The sequence below is a fragment of the Sphingomonas sp. Root720 genome (genome assembly GCF_001428605.1).
GTDB lineage: Bacteria > Pseudomonadota > Alphaproteobacteria > Sphingomonadales > Sphingomonadaceae > Rhizorhabdus.
On record NZ_LMID01000015.1, the window covers coordinates 455,393 to 472,845 of the forward strand.

The 17,453-nt window shown below is 70.2% G+C and carries 16 protein-coding genes; 11 read left to right on the forward strand and 5 right to left on the reverse strand.

What is annotated here, in order from left to right:
* The first annotated feature begins 18 nt into the window (after positions 1-18).
* From ASE22_RS24345 to ASE22_RS24385, 9 genes are all read left to right on the forward strand, one after another.
* On the forward strand, positions 19-579 hold the full coding sequence (locus tag ASE22_RS24345) for a YqgE/AlgH family protein (protein ID WP_056365894.1): 561 nt from the start codon (positions 19-21) through the stop codon (positions 577-579).
* Between the two features lie 222 nt (positions 580-801).
* Positions 802-2,211, forward strand: a complete 1,410-nt coding sequence (ahcY, locus tag ASE22_RS24350) for an adenosylhomocysteinase (protein ID WP_056365897.1) — start codon at positions 802-804, stop codon at positions 2,209-2,211.
* Between the two features lie 292 nt (positions 2,212-2,503).
* Complete coding sequence (locus ASE22_RS24355; RefSeq protein WP_056365900.1) at positions 2,504-4,885, forward strand: sensor histidine kinase; 2,382 nt, start codon at positions 2,504-2,506, stop codon at positions 4,883-4,885.
* Positions 4,886-4,910: 25 nt separating this feature from the next.
* The gene (gene tsaE / locus ASE22_RS24360; RefSeq protein WP_156397265.1) at positions 4,911-5,369 is read left to right on the forward strand and encodes a tRNA (adenosine(37)-N6)-threonylcarbamoyltransferase complex ATPase subunit type 1 TsaE; all 459 of its coding nucleotides are present in this window, start codon (positions 4,911-4,913) and stop codon (positions 5,367-5,369) included.
* Positions 5,366-6,325, forward strand: a complete 960-nt coding sequence (locus tag ASE22_RS24365; protein ID WP_056365903.1) for an aminoglycoside phosphotransferase family protein — start codon at positions 5,366-5,368, stop codon at positions 6,323-6,325. Before tsaE ends, ASE22_RS24365 begins: the two co-directional genes overlap by 4 nt.
* The gene (locus tag ASE22_RS24370; RefSeq protein WP_056365906.1) at positions 6,322-7,080 is read left to right on the forward strand and encodes a nucleotidyltransferase family protein; all 759 of its coding nucleotides are present in this window, start codon (positions 6,322-6,324) and stop codon (positions 7,078-7,080) included. Before ASE22_RS24365 ends, ASE22_RS24370 begins: the two co-directional genes overlap by 4 nt.
* A gap of 120 nt (positions 7,081-7,200) precedes the next feature.
* Positions 7,201-8,133: a thiamine-phosphate kinase gene (gene thiL / locus ASE22_RS24375; protein WP_056365909.1), complete on the forward strand. Its 933-nt coding sequence runs from the start codon at positions 7,201-7,203 to the stop codon at positions 8,131-8,133.
* 179 nt (positions 8,134-8,312) lie between these two features.
* Complete coding sequence (locus ASE22_RS24380) at positions 8,313-10,409, forward strand: sodium-translocating pyrophosphatase (RefSeq protein ID WP_056365912.1); 2,097 nt, start codon at positions 8,313-8,315, stop codon at positions 10,407-10,409.
* 145 nt (positions 10,410-10,554) lie between these two features.
* Positions 10,555-11,046, forward strand: coding sequence for a GNAT family N-acetyltransferase (locus tag ASE22_RS24385; RefSeq protein WP_235537443.1), 492 nt, complete (start codon positions 10,555-10,557; stop codon positions 11,044-11,046).
* 45 nt (positions 11,047-11,091) lie between these two features.
* Here ASE22_RS24385 and ASE22_RS24390 read toward each other — a convergent pair whose 3' ends face one another.
* From ASE22_RS24390 to ASE22_RS24405, 4 genes are all read right to left on the reverse strand, one after another.
* Positions 11,092-13,854, reverse strand: a complete 2,763-nt coding sequence (locus tag ASE22_RS24390) for a [protein-PII] uridylyltransferase (RefSeq protein WP_056366212.1) — start codon at positions 13,852-13,854, stop codon at positions 11,092-11,094.
* 171 nt (positions 13,855-14,025) lie between these two features.
* Positions 14,026-14,295 (reverse strand): hypothetical protein, encoded by a 270-nt coding sequence (locus ASE22_RS24395; protein ID WP_056365918.1) that lies wholly within the window; start codon positions 14,293-14,295, stop codon positions 14,026-14,028.
* Positions 14,289-14,522, reverse strand: coding sequence for a hypothetical protein (locus tag ASE22_RS24400; protein ID WP_056365921.1), 234 nt, complete (start codon positions 14,520-14,522; stop codon positions 14,289-14,291). The genes ASE22_RS24395 and ASE22_RS24400 overlap by 7 nt, the downstream gene beginning before the upstream one ends.
* Positions 14,519-14,977 carry a DUF983 domain-containing protein gene (locus ASE22_RS24405; protein ID WP_056365923.1) on the reverse strand — a complete coding sequence of 153 codons (459 nt, stop codon included), beginning with the start codon at positions 14,975-14,977 and terminating at the stop codon, positions 14,519-14,521. Before ASE22_RS24405 ends, ASE22_RS24400 begins: the two co-directional genes overlap by 4 nt.
* 82 nt (positions 14,978-15,059) lie before the next feature.
* Between ASE22_RS24405 and ASE22_RS24410 the strand changes: the two genes are divergently transcribed.
* Positions 15,060-16,421, forward strand: a complete 1,362-nt coding sequence (locus ASE22_RS24410; RefSeq protein ID WP_056365927.1) for an aminotransferase-like domain-containing protein — start codon at positions 15,060-15,062, stop codon at positions 16,419-16,421.
* Positions 16,422-16,523: 102 nt separating this feature from the next.
* Positions 16,524-16,952: a PaaI family thioesterase gene (locus ASE22_RS24415; protein ID WP_056365930.1), complete on the forward strand. Its 429-nt coding sequence runs from the start codon at positions 16,524-16,526 to the stop codon at positions 16,950-16,952.
* Between the two features lie 18 nt (positions 16,953-16,970).
* Here the strand turns inward: ASE22_RS24415 and ASE22_RS24420 are convergent, their stop codons facing one another.
* Positions 16,971-17,261, reverse strand: a complete 291-nt coding sequence (locus ASE22_RS24420; protein ID WP_056365933.1) for a hypothetical protein — start codon at positions 17,259-17,261, stop codon at positions 16,971-16,973.
* Between the last annotated feature and the right edge of the window lie 192 nt (positions 17,262-17,453).

Consider the following 17,453-nt stretch of genomic DNA (forward strand, 5'->3'; position numbering starts at 1 on the left):
CAACTATAAGGGTTGGCGATGGATGCGCCAGCCTCTCTCCGCGGGCAGTTCCTGCTCGCCATGCCCGGAATCGGCGACCCGCGCTTCGAAAAGGCGATGATCGCCCTGTGCGCGCACGACGAGAACGGCGCGCTCGGGGTAGCGGTCGACCGGGTCATGCCCGGCATCACCCTGCACCGCCTGCTCGAGCAGCTCGAGCTAGAGCCGGGCGTGGCGCCCGATTGCGATATCCTGATCGGCGGCCCGGTCGAGCAACAGCGCGGTTTCGTCCTGCACACCACCGACTGGCTGGGCGAGGACAGCCTGATCGTCGAGGATCGCTGGTGCCTGACCTCGACCCTCGACGTTCTGCGCGCGATCGCCGCAGGCGACGGCCCGGCACGCTGGCTGGTCGCGCTCGGCTATGCGGGCTGGGCCGAGGGACAGCTCGACGACGAAATGCGGCGCCACGGCTGGCTCGCGACTCGCGGCGAGGACGGGCTCATCTTCGATCATCGGCCGCCCCGGCGCTGGGAAGCGGCGATGCGGTCGGTCGGAATCGACCCCCGCCTGCTCGCGGCCACCAGCGGCCAGGCGTGACCCGCTACGCGTTCGCGGCCTCGCCCCGGAGCGAAACGAAGCGGCGAGCCGGTCCCCCCGCACGGGGGGCATGGCGCGCATTCCCGGACGATCGCACATCGCGCCAGCAGCGCAGCCACATATAAAGATATCTTTATATTTGCATCGGACGGCCCGTCGGGCTATTGCGCCGGGCATTGCCGCCGGCCGCGCCGGCTGCCCCATCCCCAGAGGAGAAGCCCGGTGGCCACCGCCGTTGCGACTGAAACGAAGGATTATATCGTTGCCGATCTGGGCCTGGCCGATTTCGGCCGCGCCGAGATCAACATCGCCGAGACCGAGATGCCGGGCCTGATGGCGCTGCGCCAGGAGTTCGGAGGATCGCAGCCACTGAAGGGCGCGCGCATCACCGGCTCGCTCCACATGACGATCCAGACCGCGGTGCTGATCGAGACGCTGACCGCGCTCGGCGCCCAGGTCCGCTGGGCGACCTGCAACATCTTCTCGACCCAGGACCATGCCGCCGCCGCGATCGCCGCGACCGGGGTGCCGGTGTTCGCGATCAAGGGCGAGAGCCTCGCCGACTACTGGGATTATGTCGGATCGATCTTCGACTGGGGCGACGAGACCGCCAACATCATCCTCGACGACGGCGGCGACGCCACGATGTTCGCGCTGTGGGGCGCCAAGCTCGAGGCCGGCGCGACGCTGGGCGAGCCGGAGAATGACGAAGAGGTCGAGTTCCAGCGCGCGCTCAAGGCGTTCATCGCCAAGCGCCCGGGCTATCTGACCGAGACCGTCCGGAATCTGAAGGGCGTCTCGGAAGAGACCACCACCGGCGTCCACCGGCTGTACGAGATCGCCAAGAAGGGCGAGCTTCCCTTCCCGGCGATCAACGTCAACGACAGCGTCACCAAGTCGAAGTTCGACAATCTCTACGGCTGCAAGGAATCGCTGGTCGACGCGATCCGCCGCGCCACCGACGTCATGCTCGCCGGCAAGATCGCCTGCGTCGCCGGCTTCGGCGACGTCGGCAAGGGCTCGGCCCAGTCGCTGCGCAACGGCGGCGCCCGCGTGATGGTGACCGAGGTCGATCCGATCTGCGCGCTCCAGGCCGCGATGGAGGGCTTCGAGGTCGTGACGATGGAAGAGGCCGTGACCCGCGCCGACATCTTCGTCACCGCGACCGGCAATGCCGACGTCATCACCGCCGAGCACATGGCGGCGATGAAGCCGATGTCGATCGTCTGCAACATCGGCCACTTCGACAGCGAGATCCAGATCGCCGCGCTCAGCAATTACGACTGGACCGAGGTCAAGCCGGGCACCGACCTGGTCCGCTTCCCCGACGGCAAGCAGATCATCATCCTCGCCAAGGGCCGCCTGGTGAACCTGGGCTGCGCCACCGGCCACCCGAGCTTCGTGATGTCGGCGAGCTTCACCAACCAGACCCTCGCCCAGATCGAGCTGTGGACGCGGGGCGACCAGTACAAGAACGAGGTCTACGTCCTGCCCAAGCATCTCGACGAGAAGGTGGCCGCGCTCCACCTCGAGAAGCTCGGCGTCAAGCTCACCAAGCTGACCCAGAAGCAGGCCGGCTATATCGGCGTCTCGACCGAAGGCCCGTTCAAGCCCGACCATTACCGCTACTGATCGGTCCCGCCCCGGCGGAAGAAGATAGGAGACGCCCGGTCCGCACTTGCGGGCCGGGCGTTTTCCTTTTTCGGTTGCCCCTTCGATGCCGTCATCCCAGCCCAGGCTGGGATCTCATGAGGCTGGGATCTCATGAGGCTGGGATCTCATGAGGCTCGGCGGCGCGCCATTCTCCGGAGATGCCAGCCTGCGCTGGCATGACGCGGCAGGGTGCCCGCGTCCGCGATCGTGGCGTTCGCCGTCTGCATTTCCCTTCTCGCGCGCGGAATGATCCCGCTCTAGAAGCATGCCTATGTCGCAGATGATCCAGCTCGATCCGGTCGCCGCACTGATGCTCGCGATCATCGTCGCGCTGTGGGTCGCGGCAGCGGTGGCGTCGATCATCATGGGGTTGCGGCGCGATGCGATCGCCAAGACCCGCATGCGCGACTTCGAGCGACAGGGCGCCCTGCTCGCCAGCGCGCCCGCCGTCCCCTTCCGCGTCGGCCTCGACGGCCGGATCGGCGCCGACCCGCGGCTCGCCCACTGGCTGGGCCTGCCCGCCCCGCCCGCCACGATCGACGAGATGGCCGGCGATGGCGAGGGCGGCATCTCGGTCGTCGATGCCGAGGGGCTGGCCGCCGACATCGCCGCCGCCAACCAGGCCGGGCGGGCGTTCGAACGGGTGCTCCGCCTCGCCGGCACCGACCGGGTCGTGCTGGCGCGCGGCCGGCCCGCGCCGCCGGCTATCGGCGACGGCGTGATCATCTGGCTGTTCGACAACAGCGCGGCCGAGCGGACGATCGGCCGGCTGTCGGCCGAGGGCCAGGCGGTCAGCGACGCGCTCGACAGCTGCCTCGCGCTGATCGAGGCGGCCCCCTTCCCGATGTGGCATCGCGGTCCCGACCTGAAGCTGGCGCTGGTCAATTCGGCCTATGTCGCCGCGGTCGAAGGCGAGAGCGCCGAGGATGTGGTGACGCGCGGCGTGGAGCTGGTCGATTCCGCCGACGGCCGCACGCCCCGCGCGACCGCGCTGGCCGCCCGCGACGGCGGCCGGATCAAGACCCATGTCGTCCCGGTCACCCTGGGCGGCCAGCGCCGGACGATGCGGATCGTCGACGTACCGATGGGCGAGCATGGCGTCGCCGGCTACGCCTTCGACATCCAGGACCTCGAGCAGACCCGGGGCGAGCTGGGCCGCTTCCAGGAGGCACAGCGCGAGTTGTTCGATCGGTTGTCGGCCGGCGTCGCCCAGTTCGCCCCCGATCGCAGCCTGGTCTTCTTCAACCAGCCCTTCCTGCAGTTCTTCTCGCTGCTGCCCGAATGGATGACCGACCATCCCGAGTTCGACCGGGTCCTCGAACGGATGCGCGAGACGCAGCGCCTGCCCGAGGCGCGCGACTTCCCCGGCTGGAAGGCCGACCGGCGGGCCTGGTTCAACGCGGTCGACGCGGTCGAGGAGAATTGGACGCTCCCGGGCGGCCAGCATCTCCGCGTCGTCGCCCAGCCGCTGCCGAACGGCGGCCTGCTGCTGTTCTTCGAGGACCGGACCGAGCAGGTCCAGCTGTCGAGCGCACGCGACACGCTGCTGCGGGTCCGCACCGCGACCTTCGAGAATCTGTTCGAGGCGATCGGCGTCTTCGCCTCCGACGGCCGGCTCCACATCTGGAACCAGAGCTTCCGCGACATATGGGGCCTGTCCGACGCCGACCTCGCCCAGAATCTCCGCGTCGACGCGATGGTCGAGCTGGTCGCGGCCAAGCTCGCCGATCCGTCGCGCGCGCAGCTGCTGCGCGACCTGGTCCGCATCGCCACAGTCGACCGCCAGGCGCGCACCGGCCGCATGGCGCTGGCCGACGGCCGCTATTTCGACTTCGCGGTGGTGCCGCTGCCCGACGGCAACGCGCTGTTCACCCTGCTCGACATCACCGCCTCGCGCGGGATCGAGGAGGCGTTGCGCGGCCGTGCGGACGCGCTGGAAGAAGCCGACAAGCTCAAGACCGCCTTCGTGGCGAACATGAGCTACGAGCTGCGCGTGCCGCTGACCTCGATCGCTGGCTTCGCCGAGCTGCTCGACGCCGGCTATGCCGGCACGCTGCCGACCGTCGCCGGCGAATATGTGAAGGCGATCCTCGCCTCGGTCGGCCGGCTCGGCTCGCTGGTCGAGGACGTGCTCGACCTGACCCAGGGCGCGGCGGGCAATCTCCCGCTCGCCGAGGAGCATGTCGACATGGAGATGCTGCTCGACGACGCGGTCGCCGCCGCGCGGCCCGCCGCCGAGGGCAAGCCGCTCCAGCTGGTGGTCGACATCGAACCCGGGCTGGGCGCGATGCGCGGCGACCCGCGCCGGCTGCGCCAGATCGCCGACCATCTGCTCAACAACGCGATCACCTATACCCCGCCGCAGGGCAAGGTGACGGTCCGCGTCCGCGGCGACGAGGACATGATCGTCTGGACCGTCGCCGACACCGGCCAGGGGATGGACGCGGCCCAGCGTGCCGGCATCTTCGACAGCTATCCGCGCATCGACGCGAGCAACGACGAAGGCAAGCAGCTGATCGGCATCGGGCTGCCGCTGACCCGCCAGCTGGTCGAGGCGCATGGCGGCTCGATCGCCCTCGAAAGCGAGCCCGGCCGCGGCACCACCGTGACCATCCACCTGCCCCGTCACCATGGCGAGCCGCTGCATGTCTGAGCAGGGGGCGACACAGAGGATCGTCATGCGCTATCTTCGGGATGCGCAGGCGACCGCCGCCGCCGGCGCCGCGCTCGCGACCGTCCTGCGCCCTGGCGACGTCGTGGCGCTGAGCGGCGACCTCGGCGCGGGCAAGACCACCTTCGCGCGCGGCCTGCTCCACGCGCTCGGCTTCGAGGGCGAGGTGCCGAGCCCGAGCTTCCCGATCGTCATCCCCTATGCCCCGCCCGAGCTTCGCCTGCCGCTCTGGCATGTCGACCTCTACCGGATCGACGATCCCGACGAGATCGAGGAGCTCGGCCTCGACGAGGCGCGGGCCGACAGCGCGCTGCTGATCGAATGGCCCGAGCGGATGGGACGGCTGTTGTGGCCCGATGCGCTGCGGCTGACCATCGAACCCGACGGCCCCGACGCGCGCCGCTTGACTTGGACCGCGCCGGCGGCATGGGAGGGCCGATGGCCGCCCAAAGGATATCCGGGATGATTCCCCCGCCCCACGCCCCCGCCTTTCTCGACCGTGCCGGCTGGGACGGTGCCGAGATCCTGCCGCTGGCCGGCGACGCCAGCTTTCGCCGCTACTTCCGCGTCCGGCGGGCCGGCGACAGCGCCGTCCTGATGGACGCGCCGCCCGAGCATGAGGATAGCCGCCCCTTCCTGGCGGTCGCCGCACATCTCGACGCGATCGGCTTCCGCGCGCCGCGCGTGCTGGCGCAGGACCTGGAGGGCGGGCTGATCCTGCTCGAGGATTTCGGCGACGCGCGGATGAAGGAGGCGATCGAGGCCGATCCCGCCGCCGAGGCGCCGATCTACGCCCAGGCGATCGACCTGCTCGCCGACCTGCACGGTCATGCCGCCGGGCCGCTGCCGCCCTATGACATGGCGGTCTACCAGCGCGAGGCCGGGCTGCTGCCCGAATGGTACATGCCCGCCGTGGGGCTCGACGCCGACCCGGCGGGCTATGCCGCCGCCTGGGACGCGGCGCTGGCGCCGATCGCGCACGACCGGTCGGTCAGCGTGCTGCGCGACTATCATGCCGAGAACATCATGCTGCTCGGCGACGGCGGCCTCGGCCTGCTCGATTTCCAGGACGCGCTCGCCGGCCATCCCGCCTACGACCTCGTCTCGCTGCTCCAGGATGCGCGCCGCGACGTGCCGCCCGCGATCGAGACGGCGATGATCGCGCGCTACGCGGCGCGCCGCCCGTTCGACGAGGCCGCCTATGCGCTGCTCGGCGCGCAGCGCAACGCCAAGATCCTCGGCATCTTCACCCGGCTGTGGAAGCGCGATGGCAAGCCGCGCTACCTCGCCTTCCAGCCGCGCGTCTGGGGCTATCTGGAACGCGACCTCGCCCATCCGGCGCTGACACCGGTCAAGGCCTGGTTCGATGCGAACCTGCCCGCCGCCAAGCGCGCCGCGCACTGGCGGGAGCAGGCGGCATGAGCTTCGCCAAGCCGCTGTCGCTACGCCCCAACCCGACGCCCGTCCCGATCGGCACCGCGATGGTGCTGGCCGCCGGGCTCGGCAAGCGCATGCGCCCGTTGACCGCCACCCGGCCCAAGCCGCTGGTCGAGGTGGCGGGCAAGCCGCTGCTCGACCATGTGCTCGACCGGCTGCGCGACGCCGGCATCGGCCGCGTGGTCGTCAACGTCCATTACCTGGCCGACGCGCTCGAGGCGCATCTCAAGCGCAAGGCCGCCGACCTCGACATCCGCATCTCCGACGAGCGCGGGCTGCTGCTGGAAACCGGCGGCGGCGTCGCCAAGGCGCTGCCGCTGATCCCCGACGATCCCTTCCTGATCGTCAACAGCGACAATCTCTGGGTCGACGGCCCGGTCGACGCGATCAGCCTGCTGGCCGACCGCTGGAACGATGCCGAGATGGACGCGCTGCTGCTGCTGGTGCCGCTGGCCCGCGCCAACTGCCATAGCGGGCTCGGCGATTTCCATATGGACGGCGCGGGCCGCATCGTCCGCCGGCGCCCCTCCAAGGTCGCGCCCTTCGTCTATACCGGCGTCCAGCTCGTCTCGAAGCGGCTGTTCACCGACCTTCCCGAAGGCCCGTTCGGCTTCATGACCCTGTGGGAACGCGCGATCGCCGCCGGCCGTGCCTTCGGCCTGGTCCACCAGGGGCTGTGGTTCGACGTCGGCACCCCGCCCGCGATCGGCAGGACCGAGGCGATGCTCGGGCGGAACTGAGACTTACCGGAGCCCGCCGGACGCCGGCATGCCGGGCGATGGGGAGACGACGAGGACTGTGGCAAGGGTTCGGGCAAGATCCCGCTTCCACCGCGGCGGCGCTTGGGGAATGGTAGCGCCATGAGCGACGAGCAACGCCTGATCGAACGCCTGCGCGGGCTTGCGCGCCATCCCGCCGCACGCGGCCTCGCCGACGATGCGGCGGTGCTCCCCGCGCCGGTCGGCCGCGACCTGGTGTTCACCCACGACATGCTGGTCGAGGGCGTCCACTATCTGCCGGGCGACCCGGCCGGCGACGTCGCGTGGAAGCTGCTGGCGGTCAACCTGTCCGACCTCGCCGCCAAGGGGGCCGAGCCGCTCGGCGTGCTGATGGGCTTCGGCCTCTCCGGCGAGGCCGGATGGGACGCGGCCTTCGTCGACGGGCTCGGCCGTGCGCTCGACCATTTCGAGGTGCCGCTGCTCGGCGGCGACACCGTCGCCCAGCCGCGCGGGAATGCGCGCGTGCTCGGCCTGACCGCGATCGGCCAGGTCGCCGCCGGCGGCGCCCCCGACCGGCGCGGCGCCAGGGACGGCGACCTGCTGTTCCTGACCGGCCCGGTCGGCGACGCCGGGCTCGGCCTGAAGATCGCGCGGGGGGAGATCGAGGGGCCGCGCCGCCTGCTCAAGGCCTATCGACTGCCGATGCCACGCCTCGCCGAGGGCCGGGCGCTGGCGCCGCTCGCCCATGCCATGGCCGACGTCTCGGACGGGCTGTTGATCGACGTGGGCCGGATCGCCGACGCCTCGGGCCTCGCGGTGACGATCGATCTCGACGCGGTGCCGCTGTCGGACGAGGCGCGGCGCTTCGGCGCCGGCCGCGCCGCCCGGCTCGCCGCCGCGACGGCGGGGGACGATTACCAGCTGATCGCCGCGGTGCCGCCCGAAGCGGCCGCGGCGGCAGCGCGCCATGCGACCGCGATCGGACGGTTCGAGGCGGGTTCGGGCCTGCGCCTCCATGATCGCGACGGCGCGGTGCCCCCGCCCGGGACGCTCGGCTTCGAACATCGGCGCTAATCCGGCAAGTCACCGCGCCGGTCGGGAAGTATTGCTGCCCCTTTTAGTGTTCCGAGGCTACGGAAATTCGGCCTCTTGCGGCGGGCGAGCAACAAAGACATACAAGGTCGCCACGTGTCGGGGGACAAAAAAGGGCGGAAAAGCTCGATCCCCGCGCTTTCAGAGCGAAGGGAGTCAGGATGCTCATCATAGAAGTCGCGATCGGCTGCGGCCTACTCGCCATATTATACGGGATTTTTACCAGCCGTCAGGTGCTGGCCGCATCGGCCGGCAATGAAAAGATGCAGGACATCGCATCGGCGATTCAGGAGGGTGCCCGCGCCTATCTTGGCCGCCAGTACCGGACGATTGCGATCGTCGGGGTGGTGATGGCCGCGCTCATCGCCTATTTTCTTGGGCTGACCTCGGCGGTCGGTTTCGTCATCGGCGCGGTGCTTTCGGGCGCGACCGGCTTCGTCGGCATGAACGTCTCGGTGAAGGCCAATGTGCGGACGGCGGAAGCCGCGCGCCACAGCCTGCAGAGCGGCCTGACGATGGCGTTCCGGGCCGGCGCGATCACCGGCCTGCTCGTGGTCGGGCTCGGCCTGCTGTCGATCTCGCTGTTCTTCTATTATCTGGTCGGCATCCGCGGCTATGACGCCAATGCCGGCGTCGTCATCGAAGCGCTCGTCGCGCTCGCCTTCGGCGCCTCGCTGATCTCGATCTTCGCGCGTCTCGGCGGCGGCATCTTCACCAAGGCCGCCGACGTCGGCGCCGACCTGGTCGGCAAGGTCGAGGCGGGCATCCCCGAGGACGACCCCCGCAACCCCGCAACCATCGCGGACAATGTCGGCGACAATGTCGGCGACTGCGCCGGCATGGCGGCCGACCTGTTCGAGACCTATGTCGTGACGCTTGGCGTGACGATGATCTCGATCGCCCATTTCGCCACGGGCACCGCCGAGGAAGTGCTGCGGCTGATGTCGCTGCCGCTGATCGTCGGCGGCGTCTGCATCATCACCTCGATCATCGGCACCTACATGGTCCGCCTGGGCTCCAGCCAGTCGATCATGGGCGCTCTCTACAAGGGCTTCTGGACCTCCGCGATCCTCGCCGTGCCGGCGATCTACCTCGTCACCCAATATACGCTGGGCGACATGACGGCGCCGGTCGCGGGTGCGACCTTCACCGGCATGGACATCTTCCTGTGCATGGTCATCGGCCTCGCCCTCACCGGCGCGCTGGTGTGGATCACCGAATATTATACCGGCACCAACTATCGCCCGGTCCGGTCGATCGCCAAGTCGTCCGAGACCGGCCATGGCACCAACGTGATCCAGGGCCTGGCGATCAGCCTCGAATCGACCGCGCTGCCGACGATCGCGATCGTCGTCGCGGTGGTCGCGGCCTATCAGCTCGCGGGCATTCTCGGCCTCGCCTTCGGCGCGACCGCGATGCTGGCGCTCGGCGGCATGGTCGTGGCGCTCGACGCGTATGGCCCGGTCACCGACAATGCAGGCGGCATCGCCGAGATGGCGGGGCTCGACGACAGCGTGCGCGTCAGGACCGACGCGCTCGATGCCGTGGGCAACACCACCAAGGCGGTGACCAAGGGCTATGCGATCGGTTCGGCAGCCCTGGCGGCGCTGGTGCTGTTCGGCGCCTATACCGCCGATCTGGGGCTGTACTTCCCCGACCTGCCGGTCGATTTCGGCCTGTCCAACCCCTATGTGATCGTCGGGCTGCTGCTCGGCGCGCTGCTGCCGTACATCTTCGGCGCCTTCGGCATGACCGCCGTGGGCCGTGCCGCCGGCCAGGTGGTCGAGGACGTCCGCGCGCAGTTCCGCGACAATCCGGGCATCATGGAGGGCACCAGCCGGCCCAACTATGCGCGGACCGTCGATCTGGTCACCAAGGCGGCGATCAAGGAGATGATCATCCCGTCGCTGCTGCCGGTGCTGGCGCCGATCCTGGTCTATTTCGCGATCACCGCGGTCGCCGGACAGGCACAGGGCTTCGCCGCGCTCGGCGCGCTGCTGCTCGGCGTGATCGTGTCGGGCCTGTTCGTCGCCATCTCGATGACCTCGGGCGGCGGCGCGTGGGACAATGCCAAGAAGTATATCGAGGACGGCAACCATGGCGGCAAGGGCTCGGACGCGCACAAGGCGGCCGTGACCGGCGACACCGTCGGCGATCCCTACAAGGACACCGCCGGCCCCGCCGTGAACCCGATGATCAAGATCACCAACATCGTCGCGCTGCTGCTGCTCGCGGCACTGGCCCACGCGGCGATGTAGGCCGATCGATCCACGACCCCTAGGCCCGTCCGGAGCGATCCGGGCGGGCCTTTCCTTTCTAAGTGTAGCAGGTGCTTCAACCAGCGCGGCCGGATGCTATCAGGGGCGGATGACGGGCAAGCGGACAGGAAGCGGCTGGCGGCCGATGCGCCCGGGCGACATCGGTCCCGTGACGGCGATCTCGGACGCCGTCCATGGCGCGGCCTATACCGAAGCGCCGGCGGTCTATGCCGAACGGCTGGCGCTCCACCCGGCCGGCTGCCATGTCTTCGAGCATGACGGCGCGGTGGCCGGCTATCTTATCGCCCATCCCTGGCATCGCGACCGTCCGCCACCGCTCGACCGGCCGCTGGGCGCGATCCCGTCCGACGCCGACGGCTATTATCTCCACGACCTCGCCCTGCTGCCGTCGACGCGCGGCGCCGGCGCGGGCAAGGCCGGGCTGGCCCTCACGATTCGGCAGGCCGTAGCGGCCGGATTCGGCGACATCACCCTGGTGGCGGTCAACGGCGCCGACGGCTTCTGGGCGGCGCAGGGCTTCGCGCGCGTCGGCGGCGAGGGGCCGTCGCCCTATGGACCCGGTACGCTTCTTATGCGGCGCGAGGCCCTGGCGCAGGGCCCGCCACCGCCGGAATGAGGGTCGGGCAAAGGATCCGCGAAAGGCGGAATGCCGGGGCGGGGGTCAGGCCGCCTTGCGGGCCGGGGCGCCGGCCGCCGCGTCGACCACCAGCCGTTCGAGGGTCTTCAGCCGCGCGCTGCTGGTGATCTTGTCGCCGGTCAGGTCGGCCACATAGAAGACATCGACCGCGCGCTCGCCATAGGTGGCGATGTGGGCCGAATGGATCATCACCTTCGCCTGGAAGAGCGCATGGGCAAGCGCGTAGAGCAGCGCCGGCCGGTCGCGGGCGTTGACCTCGATCACCGTGTAGCGGTTCGACGCGCGGTTATCGATCAGCGCGGCGGGCTCGATCGAGAAGGCGTCGGCGCGCGGTCGGGCGAGCGGCTTGGCGAGGAGCTTGTCCGCCATGCGGCTGCGGTTGGCGAGCGCGTCCTCGATCGCGATGCTCAGACGCTTCATCCGGTCGTCGCCTTCGAAGGGCTGGCCGAACGGGTCCTGCACCAGCAGATTGTCGATCGCCATGCCGTCGCGCGTCGTGTGGATGCGCGCGTCGATCACGCTGGCGCCGGCGAGGTGGATCGCGCCCGCGATCCGGTAGAACAGCCCCGGATGGTCGCCCGCATAGATGCTGACCAGCGTCGCGCCGCGATCGGGATCGGGAGAGGCAGTGATCGACAGCGGCCTGTCGCCGGCATCGGCGGCCTCGATCAGCCGGGCGTTGCCCTCGAGGATGTCGACGCTTTCGGCGACCCAATAGGCTTCGGGGAAGCGCGCGACATATCGGCCGAAGCGATCGTCGTCCCAGCCGAGCCGCTCGCGCAGCTGCGCCTGCTTGGCGCTGATCCGCTCGCGCCGCCCGGTCTGCTTGTGGCCGAGCCGCAGCACCTCCTCCGCCGCTACGTAGAGGTCGCCGAGCAGCTGGCGTTTCCAGCTGTTCCACACCCCCGGCCCGACCGCACGGATATCGACGATCGTCAGGCAGAACAGCAGGCGGAGCCGCTCCGGGCTCTGCACCCGCTCGGCGAAGTCGAGGATCGTCTTGAAGTCGGACAGGTCGCGCTTGAACGCGGTGTCGGACATGACGAGGTGATAGCGCACCAGCCAGGAGACCGTCTCGGTCTCGGCCGGGGTCAGCCCGAAGCGCGGGCAGAGCTTCTCCGCCACCTCGGCGCCGAGGACGCTATGGTCGCCGCCGCGTCCCTTGGCGATGTCGTGCAGCAGCACCGCGACGTAGAGGACCCGCCGCTGGACCAGTCCCGGCATGATCTTCGACGAGAGCGGATGATCGTCCTTCAGCGCGCCCTTCTCGATCTGGCTGAGCAGGCCGATCGCGCGGATCGAATGCTCGTCGACCGTGTAATGATGGTACATGTCGAACTGCATCTGCGCCACGACCCGGCCGAAGTCGGGGACGAAGCGCCCGAACACGCCCGCCTCGTTCATCCAGCGCAGCACCGTTTCCGGCGTGTTGTGCGATGTCAGCACGTCCATGAACAAGGCGTTGGCGCGCGGATCGCGGCGGACGCCGTTGTCGATCAGCCGGGCGTCGCGCCCCGCCGCGCGCATCGCCAGCGGATGGATCTCGAGGCCGTGCCGGTCGGCGATCGCGAACATCTGGAGCAGCCGCACCGGATCCTGCGCGAAGAAGTCGTCGGTCGGGATCGCCAGCCGCCCGCGATCGAGCACGAAGCCTTCCAGCTTGGTAGGCTTGCGGCGCAGCGTGGGCAGGCCGAAGCGGCGGCCGCGCGTCGCGAAGGTCTCGTCGATATGCGCCAGGAAGATCGCGGTCAGGTCGCCGACGCGCTTCGCGGTCAGAAAATAATGCTGCATGAAGCGCTCGACCGCCGACTTGCCGGGCCGCTCGGCATAGCGCAGCCGCCGGGCGATCTCGGGCTGGACGTCGAAGGTCAGCCGCTCCTCGGGCCGTCCCGCGACGATGTGGAGGTGGCAGCGCACCGCCCAGAGGAAATTCTCGGCCTTCTGGAACTGGCGGAGCTCGGCCCGGGTCAGCAGCCCCTTGTCGACCAGTTCGGGTACCGACTGGACCTGGTAGACATATTTGCCGATCCAGAAGAGCGTGTGGAGGTCGCGCAGGCCGCCCTTGCCCTCCTTGAGGTTGGGCTCGACGACGTAGCGGCTGTCGCCCATCCGCCTGTGGCGCTCGTTGCGCTCGGCCAGCTTCTCGATGACGAAGGTCTTCGCAGTGCCGCTCACCACGTCGCGCCGGAACACCGTGCTCGCCTCGTCGTACAGTGCCTCGTCGCCCCAGACGAAGCGCCCCTCGAGCAGCGCGGTGCGGATGGTGAGGTCGCTCTTCGCCATGCGGATCATGTCGTCGAGCGAGCGGCTCGAATGGCCGACCTTCAGCCCCAGGTCCCACATCGAATAGAGCATCGATTCGATGACCTGCTCTGACCAGCTCGTCTGCTTCCACGGGGTGAGGAAGGCGATGTCGACGTCCGAATGCAGCGCCATCTCGCCGCGCCCATAGCCGCCCACCGCGAGCAGGGTCAGCCGCTCGGCGGCGGAGGGGTTGTTGTTCGGGTAGAGCCGCTCGACCGTGAAGTCGTAGATCAGTCGCACGATCTGGTCGGTCAGGAAGGCGTAGGCCGCCGCAGTTTCCGATCCCCGGGTCGGCTGCTCGGCCAGCCGCCGGGCGATCTCGCACCGCGCGGTGTCGAGCGCCGCCTTCAGGATCGCGGTGCCGCCGGCGCGCAACGCCGCCGCGTCGCTGCTGCCCGGCAGCAGCCCGGCCAGCGCATCGGCGACCATCCGCCGATCGATGATCGCGCGGCGCTGCGGCAGCAGGTCGAACTTGGTGGCCATGTCCGCCACATAGGGACGAATGGGGGAAAGAGCTAGATTCCGATCAAGCCGGTGATCTTCCGTCATTCCGACGAACGTCGGGATCCCCCTGCCTCGTCCGCGTCTCGAAGCGACCGTGAAGACGAAGACGCGAGATCCCGGCTTTCGCCGGGATGACGACCGAAGAGGCAATTAGGCGACGACGCCGCAATGGCGACATTGCCGCCGGTCGCGCCGCACCGGTTCGAGACAGGCGTCGCACAATTCCATGGCCTCGCGATCGAGCGGCGGGCCATCGCGGCAGACCGGCGGCAGGGCGAGCAGCAGCAGCGGCGCGAGCGGACCTGCGGCCAGCGCGGCGAACAGCCAGAGCAGCGGGTTGCGATCGCGGCCCATCGCGAAGGTCATCGTGCCGACGGCGCTGCCGCCCCAGAGCAGCAGGAGCGCCTGTTCGCTCAGCATTCCTCGCCGGCGAGCCGGCGGCCGTTCCTCAGCTTCGCCGGCTGAGACGGCGGCGACGCGGCCCCGGCCGCGAGGATGCCGAGCAGAGCGAGCGCGGTGCGGACTTCCGAGAAATCGTCTCCCTCGCCAGCCAGCACCATCGCCGCCTCGCGGTGATAGCCCTGTTGGGCGAGCAGCTTCGCCGCCGCCGCACGCGCGGCGCGCAGGTCGTCGGGGTCCGGTGTCATTGCCAGGGCCGCTTCGGGGGCATCACCCGCGGTCCGTCCGCGCCATAAGGGCTCCAGGGCCGGCTGATCTGCCCCTCGCCCGCCTTGAAGAAATATTGGCTGCACACCAGCCAGCCCTTGAGCGGGCGCAGCGGCAGCACGCAGGTGGCGAGCAGCATCGGCCCGGTGACGAGCAGCTGGGTGAGCAGCGAGGCGCTGGCATAGATTTCCAGCAGCAGCGCGAAGGTGACCGCGGGCACGCAGCCGAAGCAGATCACGAAGAAGGCGGGGCCGTCGGCGGGATCGGCGAAGTCGTAGCTGAGGCCGCAATGATCGCAGCCGTCGGCAAGCTTGAGGAAACCCTTGAACAGGCGTCCTTCGCCGCAGCGCGGGCAGCGGCCGCGGATGCCGGTGCGGATCGGCTCAAGCCTGGGCCATTCCTTTTCGATCGCGGCGGGGACGGTGATGTCGGCCATGACGCAACTCCTGCGAAGCTCTTGCCCCGCAGATAGAAGTATGTATGGCTGAAACAACCATACATAATCACCGGCACCCTCCATGCAAAGCTGGCTCGACCATCTCTCCGACCGCCCCGGCCCCAAATATCTCGCCATCGCCAACGCGATCGACCATGCGGTGCGGACCGGCGCGCTACGCCCCGGCGAGCGGCTGCCGCCGCAGCGCGAACTGGCGCGCGAATTGGGCGTCGACCTGACCACCGTCACCCGCGCCTACGGCCTCGCCCGCGATGCCGGGCTGATCGAGGGGGCGGGGCGGCTCGGCTCCTACGTCCGCAACGCCGCCGGGCTGCCGCTTGCGGACCTGACCGGCGATTCGGGGATGATCATGCCGCCCCAGCCCGGCTTTGCGCTGCTGGGCCAGGCGATCCGCGACGGCATGTCCAGCCTGCTGCGTGCCGGCGGCCAGTCGCCCCTGCTCCAGTATCAGCCGAGCGGCGGCGCGCTGCGCGACCGGCGGGAAGCCGCCGCCGCGCTCGGCGCGCGCGGCATGGCGACGACCGAGGACCAGGCGATCGTCACCACCGGCGGGCAGAATGCGCTCCATGCGATCGTCGGCACGATGTTCGCGCCCGGCGACGTCATCTGCGCGGGCCGGTCGACCTATCCCGGCCTGCTCGCGCTCGCCCGCCGCTTCCGCCTGGCGGTGCGCGCGATCCCGGGCGACGGCGACGGGCTCGATCCCGACGCGGTCCAGGCGGCGGCGCTGGCCGGAGCGAAAGCGGTCTATGTCGTGCCGACCAACGACAATCCGACCACCGCGACGCTCGACCTCGAACGGCGGCTCTGGCTGGCGGCGATCGTGCGCCGCCACGGCCTCACCCTGATCGAGGACGACGCCTATGGGCAGTTGCCCGCCGCGCCTCTGCCGCCGCTCGCCGCCTTCGCGCCCGAATGCAGCTGGCATGTCGCCAGCGTCGCCAAGATCGTCTCGCCGGTGCTGCGGGTCGCGCATGTCCGGGCGCCCTCGGTGAAGGCGGGCCGGCGGCTGGTGGACGATATCGCCGAGACTTCGGTGATGGCTCCGCCGCTCAACGCCGCGCTCGTCACCCACTGGCTGCGCGAGGGGGTGTTCGCCGATCTCGTCGCGCGGGTGCGGGCCGAGGGGGTGGCGCGGCAGCGGCTGGTCGCGCCGCTGCTGGCCGGGCTCGACCATGCAGCCCATCCCGAAGGCTATCATATCTGGCTGCGGCTCGCCGACAAGGCGCCGTCCCCGGCCGAGCTCGCGTCGCGGCTGAGCCCGCTCGGCCTGTCGATCGTCCCCGGCGAACGCTTCGCGGTCGATCCGGCCGCCGCCGAACGCGCGGTCCGCATCTCGATCGGCGGCGCGATCGGCCATGAGGGGCTCGCCCGCGCCTTCGCGGGGCTGCGAACGCTGGTCGGCGCGCCGCCGGCCGGCTAGAACGGCTTCGAGGCAGATGGAAACATCTGCCGACTCGGAAATCGCGGTAAAGCAACACGCTAGAGCGCATCACGGATCACGACGAACGGATTCGACCTGACCATGTCCTCGCTCCCACCCCTGCAATTCGACCTCGACGGGCTCGCCGCCTTCATCGACGAATCCTTTCCCGCCAGGGCACGGCCGGCGCTCGGTCGGCTCGTCACGATCGCCCCCGGCCATGCCCGGCTGCTGCTCGAGCCCGACGAGGACATGGTCCGGCCGGGCGGCATCGTGTCGGGTCCGGTGCTGATGGGGCTGGTCGACGTCGCCGCCTGGGCGGCGGTGCTCGCCCATGTCGGGCCGGTGGCGATGGCGGTGACGCACAGCCTGAACATGGCCTTCCTGCGCGCCTGCGCGGTGGCGCCGGTGACCGCCGACGCCCGCCTGCTCCGGCTCGGCCGCCGCCTCGCGACGATCGACGTGCGGCTCTGGCAGGAGAGCGAGGACCGGCTCGTCGCCCAGTCCACGGTCGGCTACGCGCTGCCCTGAAGCCGGGGCCGGGCGCCGCTACCGAAGCGTCGGCCCCCGGCTCCAGCCGTCGTCCAGCCCCGACAGCGCCCTGTCGATGCTGTCGAGCGCGGCTTTCCGGTCGGCGTCGCGCATGCCCTGCGCGCCGGTGATCGAGGCGCGAGCGCTGGCCAGCGCGGCGCGAACCTCGCCGCGTCGCGGCAGCTCGCGCATCTCGCGCATCTCGCGCGACCGTTCGGCAAAGGCCTCGCGGCGCGCCTCCACCGCCTCCGCCATCGCCTCCTGGCGGGCCGCTTCGGCTTCGCGACGCGCCTCGTCCGCCTCCCGCATCGCCTCGCGATGGGCCTCCGCCGCCTCCCGCGGCGCGGATCTCGGCGCGCTCGGCGGCGCTCAGCCGGTCGTGGCGGATGGTGGCGTCCCCGATCGGCCGCATGGGCGGCGGCGGCACGGCGGGCACGGGTGGAATCGGGGCGATATAGGGCGCGGTGGGGCCCGCCGCCCCGCCGGCCGACAGCGCAGCGC